Annotated in this window: 11 protein-coding genes; 4 read left to right on the top strand and 7 right to left on the bottom strand. The window is 60.2% G+C overall.

Annotated features, from left to right (window positions below; translation table 11 throughout):
* Positions 1 to 95: 95 nt before the first annotated feature.
* Positions 96 to 1,301: an MFS transporter gene (locus AC0L16_RS27605; RefSeq protein WP_473624462.1), complete on the bottom strand. Its 1,206-nt coding sequence runs from the start codon at positions 1,299 to 1,301 to the stop codon at positions 96 to 98.
* Positions 1,302 to 1,397: 96 nt separating this feature from the next.
* Between AC0L16_RS27605 and AC0L16_RS27600 the strand changes: the two genes are divergently transcribed.
* Entirely contained in the window at positions 1,398 to 2,294 is an 897-nt protein-coding gene (locus tag AC0L16_RS27600; RefSeq protein ID WP_473624460.1) for a LysR family transcriptional regulator, read from the top strand.
* A 129-nt stretch (positions 2,295 to 2,423) separates the two neighbouring features.
* Here the strand turns inward: AC0L16_RS27600 and AC0L16_RS27595 are convergent, their stop codons facing one another.
* Positions 2,424 to 3,098 (bottom strand): SDR family NAD(P)-dependent oxidoreductase, encoded by a 675-nt coding sequence (locus AC0L16_RS27595; protein ID WP_473624459.1) that lies wholly within the window; start codon positions 3,096 to 3,098, stop codon positions 2,424 to 2,426.
* Between the two features lie 44 nt (positions 3,099 to 3,142).
* On the opposite strand from AC0L16_RS27595, the gene AC0L16_RS27590 reads away from it, so the two are divergent.
* On the top strand, positions 3,143 to 3,790 hold the full coding sequence (locus tag AC0L16_RS27590) for a TetR/AcrR family transcriptional regulator (RefSeq protein ID WP_473624458.1): 648 nt from the start codon (positions 3,143 to 3,145) through the stop codon (positions 3,788 to 3,790).
* A 270-nt stretch (positions 3,791 to 4,060) separates the two neighbouring features.
* Here the strand turns inward: AC0L16_RS27590 and AC0L16_RS27585 are convergent, their stop codons facing one another.
* The 5 genes from AC0L16_RS27585 to AC0L16_RS27565 form a co-directional block, all read right to left on the bottom strand.
* Positions 4,061 to 5,056, bottom strand: a complete 996-nt coding sequence (locus AC0L16_RS27585) for a lipid A biosynthesis lauroyl acyltransferase (protein WP_473624457.1) — start codon at positions 5,054 to 5,056, stop codon at positions 4,061 to 4,063.
* A 38-nt stretch (positions 5,057 to 5,094) separates the two neighbouring features.
* Positions 5,095 to 6,123 carry a zinc-binding dehydrogenase gene (locus AC0L16_RS27580; protein WP_473624456.1) on the bottom strand — a complete coding sequence of 343 codons (1,029 nt, stop codon included), beginning with the start codon at positions 6,121 to 6,123 and terminating at the stop codon, positions 5,095 to 5,097.
* 38 nt (positions 6,124 to 6,161) lie between these two features.
* On the bottom strand, positions 6,162 to 7,433 hold the full coding sequence (locus AC0L16_RS27575; RefSeq protein WP_473624455.1) for a beta-ketoacyl-ACP synthase: 1,272 nt from the start codon (positions 7,431 to 7,433) through the stop codon (positions 6,162 to 6,164).
* Between the two features lie 177 nt (positions 7,434 to 7,610).
* Complete coding sequence (locus AC0L16_RS27570) at positions 7,611 to 8,804, bottom strand: beta-ketoacyl-ACP synthase (RefSeq protein WP_473624453.1); 1,194 nt, start codon at positions 8,802 to 8,804, stop codon at positions 7,611 to 7,613.
* A gap of 52 nt (positions 8,805 to 8,856) precedes the next feature.
* Positions 8,857 to 9,138 carry an acyl carrier protein gene (locus AC0L16_RS27565; protein ID WP_023802974.1) on the bottom strand — a complete coding sequence of 94 codons (282 nt, stop codon included), beginning with the start codon at positions 9,136 to 9,138 and terminating at the stop codon, positions 8,857 to 8,859.
* Positions 9,139 to 9,579: 441 nt separating this feature from the next.
* On the opposite strand from AC0L16_RS27565, the gene AC0L16_RS27560 reads away from it, so the two are divergent.
* Together AC0L16_RS27560 and AC0L16_RS27555 are read left to right on the top strand one after the other, a co-directional pair.
* Complete coding sequence (locus AC0L16_RS27560) at positions 9,580 to 10,452, top strand: hypothetical protein (RefSeq protein WP_473624452.1); 873 nt, start codon at positions 9,580 to 9,582, stop codon at positions 10,450 to 10,452.
* A complete protein-coding gene (locus tag AC0L16_RS27555) occupies positions 10,449 to 12,869 on the top strand; it encodes a hypothetical protein (protein ID WP_473624451.1) in 2,421 nt (806 codons plus the stop codon). The genes AC0L16_RS27560 and AC0L16_RS27555 overlap by 4 nt, the downstream gene beginning before the upstream one ends.
* Positions 12,870 to 12,907: the final 38 nt, after the last annotated feature.

Raw genomic sequence — 12,907 nt, 5'->3', positions numbered from 1 at the left:
GATCGACGTGTCATCGCAGACGATGACTGTAAGAGCAACACGCGGATCGTGGTGACCAACTAGGTCGGCGAGGCCCGAGAATGAAGGCCAATCGATCAAAGGTTCTGCGCGGCAGCAGCGCGAGGGCTGGCGGCAGCGGCGAGCAGGGCTGAGCCCGCCAGCAGGGCTGCGGCGAGCAGGAAGGCGCTCCACCAGCCGGCAGTGTCGAACAGCATGCCGCCCGCGGAAGCGCCGCCGGCGATGGCGAACTGGATCAATGCGACCTGCAGCCCGCCTCCCGCTTCGAGATCGTCGGAAATGATCTGAGCCATCCATGTACCCCACGCCGCCGGAATCGGGGTGTTGAACAGCCCCCAAAGAACCAGAAGCGCAGCCGTGGCCCAAAAAACCGGACCCACTGCGATCAGCAGCAGGGCGAGGAGCGCAAGCGCGCTCGGCAGCCCGATCAGCACGGCGGTGAGGTTTCGCCGGAGAACGAAGCCGGCGATGGACAGTCCCGCCAGGCCGCCTAGGCCGAGGCCCAGGAGCACCAGCGACAGGACGTTCACCTCGAGGCCGGTGACGCTTTCAAGGAATGGGCGCAGATAGATCGACAGCGAGTTCATTCCCATGAATGCGAGCCCCGTTGCGGCCATGCCGATGGTGAATGTCCGATTGCGCAGCAGACGGAACATGCTGGATACCGAAACGGCTTCCTTCGGCGGCATCTTCGGCAGAACGCCGAACTGCCAGATGAGCGCCGCGAGGCCGACTGGGACTGTGACGAAGAAGGTGCCCCGCCACCCGATCAATTCGCCGAGGAAGCTGCCGAGCGGTGCGGCGATGACAATCGCCAATGCAGTTCCGCCCTGCAGCAGGGCGATCGCCTTGGGCAGGTCGGAGCCTGAGGCCAGGCGCGCCAAAATGGCCGTGGAGAGCGACCAGAAGCCGCCGATCGCGATCCCGACCAAGGCCCGTCCGGCCAGAAAAACCAGGAAGTTGGGAGCGAGGGCAACAGCCAAACTCGATGCGACCAGCACTGCCGTGTAGAGCAGGACGACCGTCCTCCGGTCGAGCCTGGCCAGGAGCGCGTTGCCGAACAGGCTGGTGATCACGGCAAAGAGGCCCGACACCGCGATCGCCTGTCCGGCCTGGCCTTCCGAGATGGCCAGGTCCTGCGCAATCGGAGTCAACAGGCTCACCGGCATGAATTCCAAACCGACCAGGAGAAAGGTCAAAAGCGAGAGGCAGGTGACCGCGGCCCATGGCGTTACCGCCCCTTCAGCCGCCAGCGTGTCATCCAGTGTCAGGTCGATGGCCATTCCGTGCGCTCCTGTCCGTTGACAGACTAGGTAGCCGGGCTGGTCTTGTCAGACTAGCAGCTATAATCTGCATGTCGTAGTGAATGGAGCTCACCAATGCCGCGTGACGAGTTCAGTGAGATGCGAGCCTTCCTTGAGGTCGCTCGGGAGCGCAGTTTTACGCGGGCGGCGGCCAAATTGGGTGTTACCCGATCGGCCCTCAGCCATACGATCAGGGCAATGGAGGAACGGCTTGGCGTCCGTCTCCTCTCTCGCACGACCCGCGACGTGGCGCCCACGGCGGCCGGAGAACGCCTCGTTGAAAGCATCGAGCCGCATTTCGAGGGCATTGCCGCCGGGATCAGCGCGATCAGCACCCTGCGCGGCAAGCCCTCGGGTCAGATCCGCATCGTGTGCCCCGATGATGCCGTCAATCTCGTCTTTCGCCCCAGGCTGCCAGCCTTCCTGCGAGACTACCCGGACATCAACGTGGAGGTCGTTGTCGACAACGGCTTCACCAACATCGTCGAGCGTCAGTTCGATGCCGGTGTTCGACTCGGCGAGGCAATCGCCCGCGACATGGTGGCCGTTCGCATTGGTCCCGATGTCGGCTATTGCGTCGTCGGCTCACCCGATTATTTCGCTCGTCGGGTTGCGCCGAAAAGCCCTCAGGACTTGACCGACCACAACTGCATCAATCTGCGGCTTCCCACCTCAGGCGCGTTATATGCCTGGGAATTCAGGAAGAACGGACGCGAGTTCAGCGTCCGTGTGGACGGCCAGCTGACCCTGAACAACATCGCGCCGGCGCTTGACGCGGCCCTCGACGGCATCGGTTTGGCCTATGCACCGAAGGATCTTGTTCAACCCTATGTTGAGAGGGGTCGGCTGGAGGAAGTCCTTGCCGACTGGTGCCCGACCTTCCAGGGCTATCATCTTTACTATCCCAGCCGACGCAATCAATCGCCGGCGTTTGCGGCCTTTGTCGCGGCTTTCCGGTACCAATCTCGATAGACCTCTCGACCCGCCCCAAGATCGCAGATCAGGACGCGGGCTCGATCGGCACCGGAGCCAGGGTGCGCCGCCGTCCTGGGGGAACATGCCAATCGGACCGTTCGCGTCGAGGAGTGCGAGGCGAAGGGCTCACGCGGCCCGTTCGGCTGTGCCGGTGCCATCGAAGTTGTTGAGGCTCGTCGAAGTGAAGCCGGGGCAAGCATCGTTGGCGCCAGCGTCCTCAAATTCGATGGCGAAGGCGAGCGTCGTCGCATCGAGGGCAGTCTCCGAGGGGCTGTAAACAGGGCCGAACAATGCGCGCTGTGGACTGGACGGGTCGACGCTGACGATGTGTGCCGCTGGCGCTTCACCAAGCAGCCGCAACATCGCCTGCGTGACGGCGACGACGCCGAACACGTTGGTCTCGAACACCGCGCGTCCCTCGTCGAGGGACGCCGCATGCGTGCCCTGGTTTCCCGCATCGGAAATGCCTGCATTGTTCACCAGGACGTCGAGGCGACCGAACTCGTTACGGATGCGCTTTGCCGCGGCGGCGATCGAGGCCTGTTTCGTGACATCGAGTTGGAGGGCGCGGGCATCCGCTCCGACGCTCTTTGCAGCCGTCTCCGCATGCTCGAGCTTACGGGACCCTACGAGCACGGTGAGGCCGTGCGCCGCCAGATCCCTGGCGATTTGCAGACCGATTCCCTTGTTGGCCGCAGTGACCAGGGCAATAGGTTTGACCCGCATGGTGATCTCCTCTTTTTGCATTGACGTGTAGGCAATGGCGCCATGCTGTGCTAATTTTCCCAATCGGAACGGCATTCCGTTTTATACGGAACATTGTTCCGTTTATCAAGTGGAAAATCATGGACGACAAATCGGAGGAGCGGGGTGGAAGCTTGGAGCCCGTAAACTCGACGGATCGGCGCGTGCGTGCGGACGCGCAACGCAACTCCAAGGCGCTGCTCGAAGCAGCGATGGCAGTGTTTGCAGCTTCGGGGGTCGACGCCCCGGTGCGAGAGATCGCCGATAAGGCCGGCGTTGGCGTGGGTACGCTCTATCGGCATTTTCCGCAGCGTTCGGACCTGATCGTGGCGGTCTTCCGTAACGAAGTGGATGCCTGTGCAAATGCTGCATCTGCCATTGCGGCCGAATATGAACCCGGCGAAGCGCTCGCCCGATGGATGCAGCGTTACGTGGATTTTATCGCTGCCAAGCGTGGACTCGCCGCGGCCTTCTCCTCCGGCGATCCGGCATATGAGTCCTTGCCGCTCTATTTTCTTGAGAAACTTCGGCCCGCGCTGCAGGCCTTGCTGGATGCCGCGACCGCAGCGGGCGATGTTCGCTCGGACGTTGATGCTAAAGAACTATTGTTCGCGATTGCCAGGCTCTGCTCACCAGACCGCTATGGTGGAGGCCCCGACCAGGCACGACGCATGGTTGGCTTGCTGGTGGATGGGCTTCGCTATGGCGCCCTTCGGTCGGCGCTGACATTTAAAGCGCGTCGCGTTTGAATGGATTCATGCGACGCGCTTTTAGGTTCTTGTTTTTATGCATGTCGTTATCGCAAAGCCGCTGCGCACTTTCGCGAGACATGCATAAGGCAAGTTGTCAGTCTCGCTCCAACGCCTGCATGAGCTCCTGAGAGTGGGGGATTGGTCTTGTCAGGACAGGCCACCGCGCGATCGGTGACCAAACAAAAACCCACCTCGGCAACCGGGCGGGGTCGGTGGCGCAATTAGCACATTGCCAACAATAGCATAATTGCTGTCACTCACTTCTACTCAGGCGGCTTTGCCGCGCTGTCTCGTCCGGCGATGCTTCCCGCGCGGGCCGCTGATTTCCCATCTTTTGTGGAACCACATCCACTGGCCGGGATCCTCGCGCACCCAGCGCTCGACCACGTCGTTGAGCAGTTGGGTGGTGCCGTGGACGTCGACACTGCCGCCGGCGGTGCGCGGCAAGGTCAGCTTGTCCTCGATCTCGAGCCGGAAGCGGTTGCCCGGCAGGCGCACGCAGCGCGCCGGATAGACATCGCAGTCATAGTGCCGCGCCAGGGTGCCCAGGACCCGGTTGCTCTCGCATGGGCGGCCGAAGAATGTCGTTTCGAGCCCGCTCGAGAATTTCTGGTCGACGAGCACGCCGATATTGCCGCCTTTCTCCAGGATGGCCGCCAGCGCGAACGAAGCGCCGGTCGCGGAAGGCAGAAGCGACCCCATGGTCGAGCGGCGCGTCGAGAGGATGTAGTCGGCAAGGTAAGGGTTGTTGGGCGGACGAAACAGGGCGGTGATGCTCATGCCGAAAGTGGCTGCCGCCACCGGAAGCAGTTCGAAATTTCCGAGATGTCCGGTGAAGATGATATGTGGTTTTTGCTCGCCGGCGATTTGCACGAAGTGCTCGATCCCCTTGACCTCGATGCGGCCCGGTTTCGTCGCGGCGGGATCGTAGTCGAACAGGGCGTCGAGAAAGATGTATTCCGCGGCAAGGCGAGCCATGTTGCCCCACATATCGGAGGCGATGGCCTGGATCTCCTTGTCGCTCTTTTCCGGATAAGCCTTGCGCAGATTGGCGATGGCGACGTTGTGGCGCCCCACCCACGGACCAATGCGACGGGCGGCGCGGTCGGCGAAATTGAGCGCGCTGTCGACCGGCAGCAGACGCAGCAGCCAAATCATGGTCATCGCGAGGCGCGCCAGCAGCCAGTAGTTGAACTGGCGCAGCCGCCTGCCGTGGCGGAACGCCAGGTCCCGCCGGAGCTTCTTGAAGGCGTTGCTGACCATTCCTAGACCATGATGTTTTCAGACAGCAGCATCATTGTCTAGCCGACGCGCAGGATGATCTTGCCGAACACGTCGCGGCCTTCCATGCGCTTCAGTGCGGTCTCGATGCCGTCGAAGCCGACTTCGGTGTCGATAACCGGAGAAACCAGCCCCGCCGCCATTTTCTGCATGGCGTCGGCCATGTTTTGCATGCGACAGCCGAACGAGCCGAGCAACTTCAGCTGCTGCTGGAACAATTGCATCAGATTGATCTGCGTCGACACGCCCGAGGTCGAGCCGCAGGTCACCAGGCGGCCGCCGCGTTTCAGGCACAGCATCGAGGCGGCAAAGGTGTCGGCGCCGACATGCTCGAAGACGATATCGACGCCCTTCTTCTTCGTCAGCTTGCGCACGACGCCTTCGAAACGGTCGTCGCGATAGTTGATGACGTGATCGGCGCCAAGCGCCTTCGCCTTGTCGATCTTGTCGTTCGAGCCGACCGTGGTGATCACGGTGCAGCCCATTTTCTTCGCCAGCTGGATCGCGGCGGAGCCGATGCCCGAGCCGCCGGCATGGATCAGGATGGTTTCGCCGGGCTGCAGCCTGGCATTGTCGAACAGCATGTGCTCGACCGTACCGAAGGTTACGGGCGCGACGGCGGCGCCGATGTCGGTCACGCCGGGCGGGGCAGGGACCAGCAGGCGAGCCGGCAGGTTTATCTTCTCTTGCGCAAAGCCGTCGAGATGGAAGCCGTGTACGCCCGAGACATGCTCGCAGAGGTTGTCGCGGCCTTCGCGGCAGGCGCGGCAAAGCCCGCAGGTGCGCGCGCCGTAGATCGACACAAGCTGCCCGGGGACAAGGCTGGAGGCGCCGGGGCCGACCGCCTCGACCTCGCCCGAAGCTTCGGCGCCGACGACCAGCGGCAGCTTGCGCTTGGCGAAGGCCATGCCGCGCCAGCCCCAGACGTCGATATGGTTGAGCGCCACGGCCTTGATGCGCAGCGTCACTTCACCCAGCGCCGGCTGCGGCGGAGGCGGCAGGTCCACTGTTTCAAGGCGGCGGTCCTCGATAAGTTGCAATGCGCGCATTGGGCCTGTCGGTTCTGTTGAGCGGGAAAAAAGCTCGCTTAGACTGGTTCCCGCGCCATGACAAGGCAGGTGTTCTGGCCGCCGAAGCCGAAGGAATTCGACAGCACCGTGCCGACCTCGGCGTCGCGCTTCTGGTTCGGCACCACGTCGAGCACGATCGCCGGATCGGGATTGTCGTAATTGATGGTCGGCGGGATGACGCTCTCGCGCATGGTCATCAGCGAAAACGCGGCCTCGACGGCGCCGGCGGCCGACAGCGTGTGGCCGATCATCGACTTGTTCGACGAGATCGGCATCGAGCCGATCCGCTCGCCGAACACGGTCGACAGCGACAGATGCTCCATCTTGTCGTTTTCCGGCGTCGAGGTGCCGTGGGCGTTGACGTAATCGATCTCATCCTCGCCCAAGCCGGCATCGGCCAGCGCGGCGCGAACCGCAGCGATCGCCGGTGAGCCGTCCGGCTTCGAGCGGGTGCGGTGGAAATCGTCGGCCTTCTCGCCGCAGCCGCGCAGGATGCCGAGAATGGCCGCGCCGCGGGCGAGTGCCGCCTCCAGCGATTCCAGCACAAGCGCGCCAGAACCCTCAGCGAGGACAAAACCGTCGCGATCCCTGGAAAACGGCTTTGACGCTTTTTCGGGAATGTTGTTGTGCGTGGAGAGTGCGGAAAGCAGCGAGAAACGGATCAGCGCCTCGGCGGTCGCCGAGCCGTCGGCGCCGATCGACAGCGCCCGGTCGCATTCGCCGCGGCGGATCGCCTCGACGCCGAGCTGGATCGAGGTGGCGCCCGAGGCGCAGGCCGTCGACAGCGTGATCGGCAGGCCGCGTGTGCCAAAACGGTCGGCGAGCCGGTCGGCGATCGAACCGAACTGGGTGGTCTCGAAAACATCAAGTCCCTTCAAGCCGCGGGCCACGCGAAGCAGCCGTTCGGCGCCGGCGTCGTGCTTGTCGGAATTGTAGAGCGAAAAGCGCTCGCTCCAGTCGAGCTCGACCGGCGGCGAGGCGAGGAAAAGCGGCCCGCCGAAATCGCCCCAATCGAGACCCGATTCGGCCACGGCTTCCTGCGCGGCGATCTCGGCGAGGTCGTAGGTAAGAAGCGAAGCGCCCCTGGAGCTCGACGGCAGGAAATCGACCATGCCCGAGATGCGGGTGTTCAGATGGTCCACCGGAAAGCGGCTGATCGGATGGATGCCGGACACGCCTGCGGTGAGCGCTGCCCAATTGTCGGCCTTGCCGATGCCCAGCGACGTCACCACGCCGATGCCGGTGACGGCGACGATCGGCCTGCCCATGTGATCGTTCAGATTGGCCATATTCTTATCCTGACCTGTTCCTTTATCGGAGCATCGGAATCATCCGAAAACCGCTTCCCACTTTTCGGTCCGATGCTTCTATAGCGCCGCGCGTCCTTTCGGACGCGCAAAGGACGCTGTAGCACTTTTGACTTTGCGCATGATCATTTTCCGAAAATCGATTCCCGATTTTCGGGGTCATGCGCTAGCGGCGTTGACCAACGCCATGCCCTCGAATTGGTGATAGCCGATCGCCGTTGCAAGCACGGTCCTGGGAATGCCGTTGAACGGCTTCTCGCTGGCGGCGTCAAAAGCCGGGTAGGCGGCCTTGCGTTCGACAGCCAATGCCGCCAGCGCCACGGCGAAGGGAAACTGCGCTTCCTTCATGTGGCCGGTCAGCGTCGAAAAACCGCGTGCGGCGATCGCCGGATTGGCGTCGAGCGCCGATTTCTCGGCAGCAGTCGCGGCATGGGCACCCGAAGCGCCTGAAATCGTCAGCAGCTCGCCGTTCGGCAATGCCGCCTGGCTGAGCAGCGCGGCGATCTCGTCATCGAGCTCGCCCTCCCGGCGGTTGGCGCGTCCGGATACCACCGGGCCGAGTTCGGCATAGATTTTTCGCCCGCGGCTGATCGCATGTTCGCGCTGTTCCAGGACGAGAAACGCGCCGCCGGATCCAGTCACCACGCCGCCGCCTTCGGCGCCCTGTCTCTGCCAGACCGGTCGCCAGGGGCCGCGATGCAGGTAGCTGGCCAGTTCATAGCCAAGCAGCATGTCGGAATGTTCGGTCTGGAAAGCGCCGCCGACCAGTATGTGCGTCGACTGGCCGGAGCGGATGCGCGCCGCGGCCGTCTCAACGGCGGCGACGCCGGCGCCTTCCTCGCCCATGAAGGTGCGCGACGAGCCGGTCACCTTGTGGACGATCGAGATGTTGCCGGCGAGCAGGTTGGAAAGCTGCGCCAGAAACAGCGTCGGCCGCAATTCGGTGGTCAGTTTCTCGTTGAGCAGCACGTCGCGGTCGTTGCGGCTTTCGGACGCGGCGAGAATGTCGGCGTCGACCGCCTCGTCGCGCTCGCCGCCGCCGGCAGCCACCACCATGTCCATGGTCGTGCAGAGCTCGTCATTGCCCTTGATCCCGGCGTCGTCCAGCGCCATGCCGGCGGCGTAGGTGCCGAGCCTTTGCCAGGTTTCCATCTGCCGCTGGTCGCCGCGCTTGGCGATCTGCAGGTTCCAGTCGATCTCCGGCAGCGGGTGGACGGTGTAGGGCGAGAAGCGGGCAGCTTCGAGCACCGGCTCAAGGCCGGGCTGGACGAGCTTGCGCCAATGCGCATCCGGGCCTTCTCCCAGCGAAGAGACAAGGCCGATGCCTGAGATGACGACGTCGTGGGGGCTCATGGGCGAGGGTTCATGGGGCGGCTGTTGTGGTCAGGCTTGAAAACGAACCATTTCAGGCGTTCTTTGCCATGACCAGCGCGTCGATCTTGGCGCACAGGTTCTTCATGACGAAGTAATCGTCGGTCGAGGCCTTGCCGTCATTGACCTCCTGCGTCCACTTTTCCAGCGGCACCTTGATGCCGAATTCCTTGTCGATGGCAAAGACGATGTCGAGGAAGTCGAGGCTGTCGATGCCAAGATCGTCGATGGTGTGGCTTTCAGGGGTGATCGTGTCGATATCGATCTCACTGGTGTCGGCGATGATCTTGGCGACTTTGTCGAACGTGGTGGACAAGGGCTTTTCCTTCGGTGGCGGGCGGAATCTGTCCGCATGTGTTTGCGCGCTGTCTAATCGGTTTTTCCGGGCAGGAAAAGGCCTGAACGCCGGGCGCAGATGGGATACCCACTCCGTAAACGCAAGAAGAGCCGTTGGCGACCCTCCCGGCGATATGCCGCAACCATCCGCTCCTAGTATCGTCAGGAGCACCAAGAACGATTTGGCGGTCCTGACGTTCGGTCGCGTCGACCGCCCTGATGACACCGACGACGAACTGCTGCCGCGCCAAACTCCGGCCCGAAAATGACGCTTCAGTTCGCTTGACAGCGCCCAGGGTTAGGGCAGTACGCACTTGGGGCTGCTTTCAACTATGCGCCGCATCGCGCGACAGTAGCCTCGCCGTGTGATATCAACCGCTCCGCTCTTCGCGGGTCTGAGGTGGGATTGGCTTAGTTCTAGATGGCTGGTGCGGACAGACTGCTGCTTTCGTTTATGATCAAGTTCGCTCTGCTCGACAAGAAGGGCGCGGAGTTCGAACATTTTTTCACAGCAGCAGCAATAGAGATGTGGGGAGATGACTTTGAGCCCTGGAAGCCACAAGGCAGATACGGTGACCACAAGTGCGATGGCTATCGACGCTCAACACAGGCAGTTTTTCAGTGTAACGCTCCAGAGCAATTTGTTGCCCGCAACGTTGAGGGAAAAATAGAAAAGGACTTTGAAGGTGCCCGGGCTCATTTTGGAGATCGGATGAAAGCGTGGATATTCGTCCACAATCAGAAGGAAACACCCGCTAATGCGAATGAGCTTCTGCACAAGTTGCGAGAAAAGTACCCAGATATCGATCTGAGAGTGTGGACTTCAGGTCACTTGGCGAAAGAAATACTGGGGCTGACAGACGCTGCACTAACAAATCTAGTTCCAGGATTTTCTGATGGGCAGGAATTCTCGTCTGAAATGCACGAATTTCTTGCTCGAAGATTCGAACAAAGTCGACCCCCGACTCCCACTGCGGAAGCGGCGCCGGTTGCGCAAGCAAACACTAACGCTCTTCAAGACGCGATGGGGGAACTCAGTGAAGAAGATGAAGAAGTGCGTCGCCGTTTGCTCGGTTATAGTTGGTGGTTCGATCCAGCTACGAGAGAGGAGGTAAATGGTAGAATTGCGGCGCTAGTTCATACGGAGGAAGTCATCCTCATTAATGCGCAGCGACTTCAGCAGGCAGGCCTCATAAAGATCACGGAGAATCACTATCTTTCAATCGATGAAGAGCTCAGCCAGCAGGCAGCCGAGGCCCTGATAGATGAGCTTGTGCAGGAGCTGGAACCATGAGTTCTCTGGATGCAGCGTCAAGGCTAAAAGTTCTGAGGCAACTGGCCCGTACGTCCAATAAGATGACGGACGCGCCTCTCGAACGAGAGGCTAGGAAGATCATTGATGTATTGGAGAGCGATACGCGCTTCGAAGTGCTGCGCGAGCAGGTGGAGCTGTTTGACGTCTTCGCTTTTCGCGTACCAGACATGGCCGTTGAAGCCAGTAACCGGTTTTTGGTCCGTTTGGAGTCGCTTAATATCGCTTACAGTCGAGACTCGGAGTGGAGAAGAAAATACGAAACCAACGCGCAACTAGTAGTCGCTACCCTCGATCTGCTTTCGCGAATTAGATACTTCCGTACGAAGAAAATACTTGAAATTTTTGTGCGATATTCCGCTTCCAATGAAGCGGAAGTTTGCAAGAAAGCACTTGAGTGCCTCCAGCGAGTAGCTGAGTTGGACATTGATGTATTCTATTCTGGTGAGAATCGTGGTGGCCTTGGCGCACGCCCACAAATCGAGGTGGTCGAATGGCTGGAGTCTCAGGATCGAGCCCAGCTGAGCCGGTATTTCGGAGCAATAGTCGCCCTGTGCGGCCATCTACTTTCGCCAAACATATCAGGGACCTCCTGGGACTATCGCAGCGTGACTTGGAAGAGTGGTGCTGTCCCCGCGATGCCTGCGATCATCGATGTCAGGCAACGTACCTTGGGCCTCCTCAAGGATATGTATGCGGATGCGACCGCGACCGCAGAGAAGAAGTCGATCATCAATGCGATGATGGTGGCAGCGCGAATGCCAGATCATAGAGGCTACGGCGAGGATGTCGTACAGATGGTTTCGGCGAACACGGCTGACGTGCTCGAGTTCCTGGAAGCGCGCCTACCCGAGGAGCCGCTCCAAATCGTCCAGAAAATCGAACACGATGCCTTCTGGCGCTTTTACCATGCTCCAACCGAGGCAGTGAAGATCGCGGCACTCAAGATTCGCGATCGGCTGGACACCCTGAAGGAATACAGCGTCTACCGGGACCTTGTGGGGTTCGAAGGCATTTTTGAGCGATGGGAAGATAGGAAGGAAACAGGCCCTGATTTCAAAGCTATCGAGACTTATAGGTCGAACAAGGCACGCGAATATGCGAGCAGCATCGACGACGACACGTGGGAGCAATGGCGCGCTCGCATCATCGCTTTTGGCAAAACAGAGTCGAACGACTTAGCTACCTTTCCCAAGTTCTATGAATTCTTGCAGCTCTTCGCTGAGCATCGTGCCGATCTCGCTTTGAGGCTCCTTAAAGAGGACCTCTCGCAGATTCGGCCATTTACGATCCCGCTTTTGAGAGGAGTGTGGAAAGGTTCAGAGCGAACTGAACTGCGACAGCTTATGCTCCAGTGGATAAGGGATGGTCACGAGCTGGTCGCGGTTACAAAGCTCTTTTGGTCAAATAGCGACCTAGATGAGGGGATATTGCAGATCCTCTTCGAGAGATATGTTAGCGAGGAAGACCATGTAGGCCTCAGTCTGATCATCGGCCTGGCTGCCTCCAACTATAAGACACATCCTGGCTTGGTGTCCAAGTTCGCGCTGCCTTCAATAAAGGCCTTGTCGGTGCTGGGAGATGCCAGTTGGGTTAACGAGATTTGGTACCGGGGCGAAACGCGCAACATTTTTGCCGAGCTAGACGCAGCCGATCGTGAGATCGTTCTGGAGGGACTTCTTCGCCTTAACGAAATCGACTATCACGCGGAGGAGGTTTTGATACCACTCGCGGAACGTGATCCTCGTCGTATCATTGAATTCTTTGGGCAACGGCTGACGTATAGAGAGGGGAAGCGTCGAGATGGCTCCTATGAAGCAATTCCTTTTAGCTTTCATCAACTGCACAAGGTTCTAGAGAGGTCGCCGGACCTCGTCGTTGACGAGGTAAACAGCTGGTTTGATGGAAATGAGCGCGGCTTTCAGTACTGTGGTGGCAGGCTTCTGCAGATCGTGTTTCCAGAGGTTCCGAAGCCATTCTCTGATGAGCTATCGCAGTTAGTCGAAAATGGAACAGAACGGAACTTGGCCTTCGTTCTTGCGATTCTCCGCAACTACGACGGAGAACCATTCCTCTACGACATCTGCAAAGATATCGTAGCAGCTATCCCGGATGGTGCTAGCGACCTTCTGACCGAGGTTGGCATCGTTTTGCGAACTACCGGGGTCGTCGTTGGAGAGTTTGGTTTCGCTGAAGCGTACGAACAAAAGATTGAAGCCATTAGGCCATGGTTAGACGATCAGCGGATGAAAGTTCGAGACTTTGCGCGTCTGTTCATTGAGAGTCTTGAGCGCATATCACAGGACGAACGGCGACGTGCGCAAGAGCAGATTGAATTGCGCAAACATGAATACGGCGTGGGTAACGACGGCGAGTCGACGTCCGCAGACGAAAAATAGTGTGCAACCTTCGAGGACTTGGCGAAACCGACAAAAAG

The organism is Mesorhizobium sp. WSM4848 (assembly GCF_055811375.1).
The sequence above is the reverse complement of the archived record's forward strand: the minus strand, read 5'-3'. Positions and strand labels throughout refer to the sequence as shown.

Bases quoted from the DNA above. Each gene is read 5' to 3' on its own strand.
- AC0L16_RS27605 (WP_473624462.1), bottom strand. From the start codon at position 1,301: ATGGCCATCGACCTGACACTGGATGACACGCTGGCGGCTGAAGGGGCG.
- AC0L16_RS27600 (WP_473624460.1), top strand. From the start codon at position 1,398: ATGCCGCGTGACGAGTTCAGTGAGATGCGAGCCTTCCTTGAGGTCGCT.
- AC0L16_RS27595 (WP_473624459.1), bottom strand. From the start codon at position 3,098: ATGCCGTTCCGATTGGGAAAATTAGCACAGCATGGCGCCATTGCCTAC.
- AC0L16_RS27590 (WP_473624458.1), top strand. From the start codon at position 3,143: ATGGACGACAAATCGGAGGAGCGGGGTGGAAGCTTGGAGCCCGTAAAC.
- AC0L16_RS27585 (WP_473624457.1), bottom strand. From the start codon at position 5,056: ATGGTCAGCAACGCCTTCAAGAAGCTCCGGCGGGACCTGGCGTTCCGC.
- AC0L16_RS27580 (WP_473624456.1), bottom strand. From the start codon at position 6,123: ATGCGCGCATTGCAACTTATCGAGGACCGCCGCCTTGAAACAGTGGAC.
- AC0L16_RS27575 (WP_473624455.1), bottom strand. From the start codon at position 7,433: ATGGCCAATCTGAACGATCACATGGGCAGGCCGATCGTCGCCGTCACC.
- AC0L16_RS27570 (WP_473624453.1), bottom strand. From the start codon at position 8,804: ATGAGCCCCCACGACGTCGTCATCTCAGGCATCGGCCTTGTCTCTTCG.
- AC0L16_RS27560 (WP_473624452.1), top strand. From the start codon at position 9,580: ATGGCTGGTGCGGACAGACTGCTGCTTTCGTTTATGATCAAGTTCGCT.
- AC0L16_RS27555 (WP_473624451.1), top strand. From the start codon at position 10,449: ATGAGTTCTCTGGATGCAGCGTCAAGGCTAAAAGTTCTGAGGCAACTG.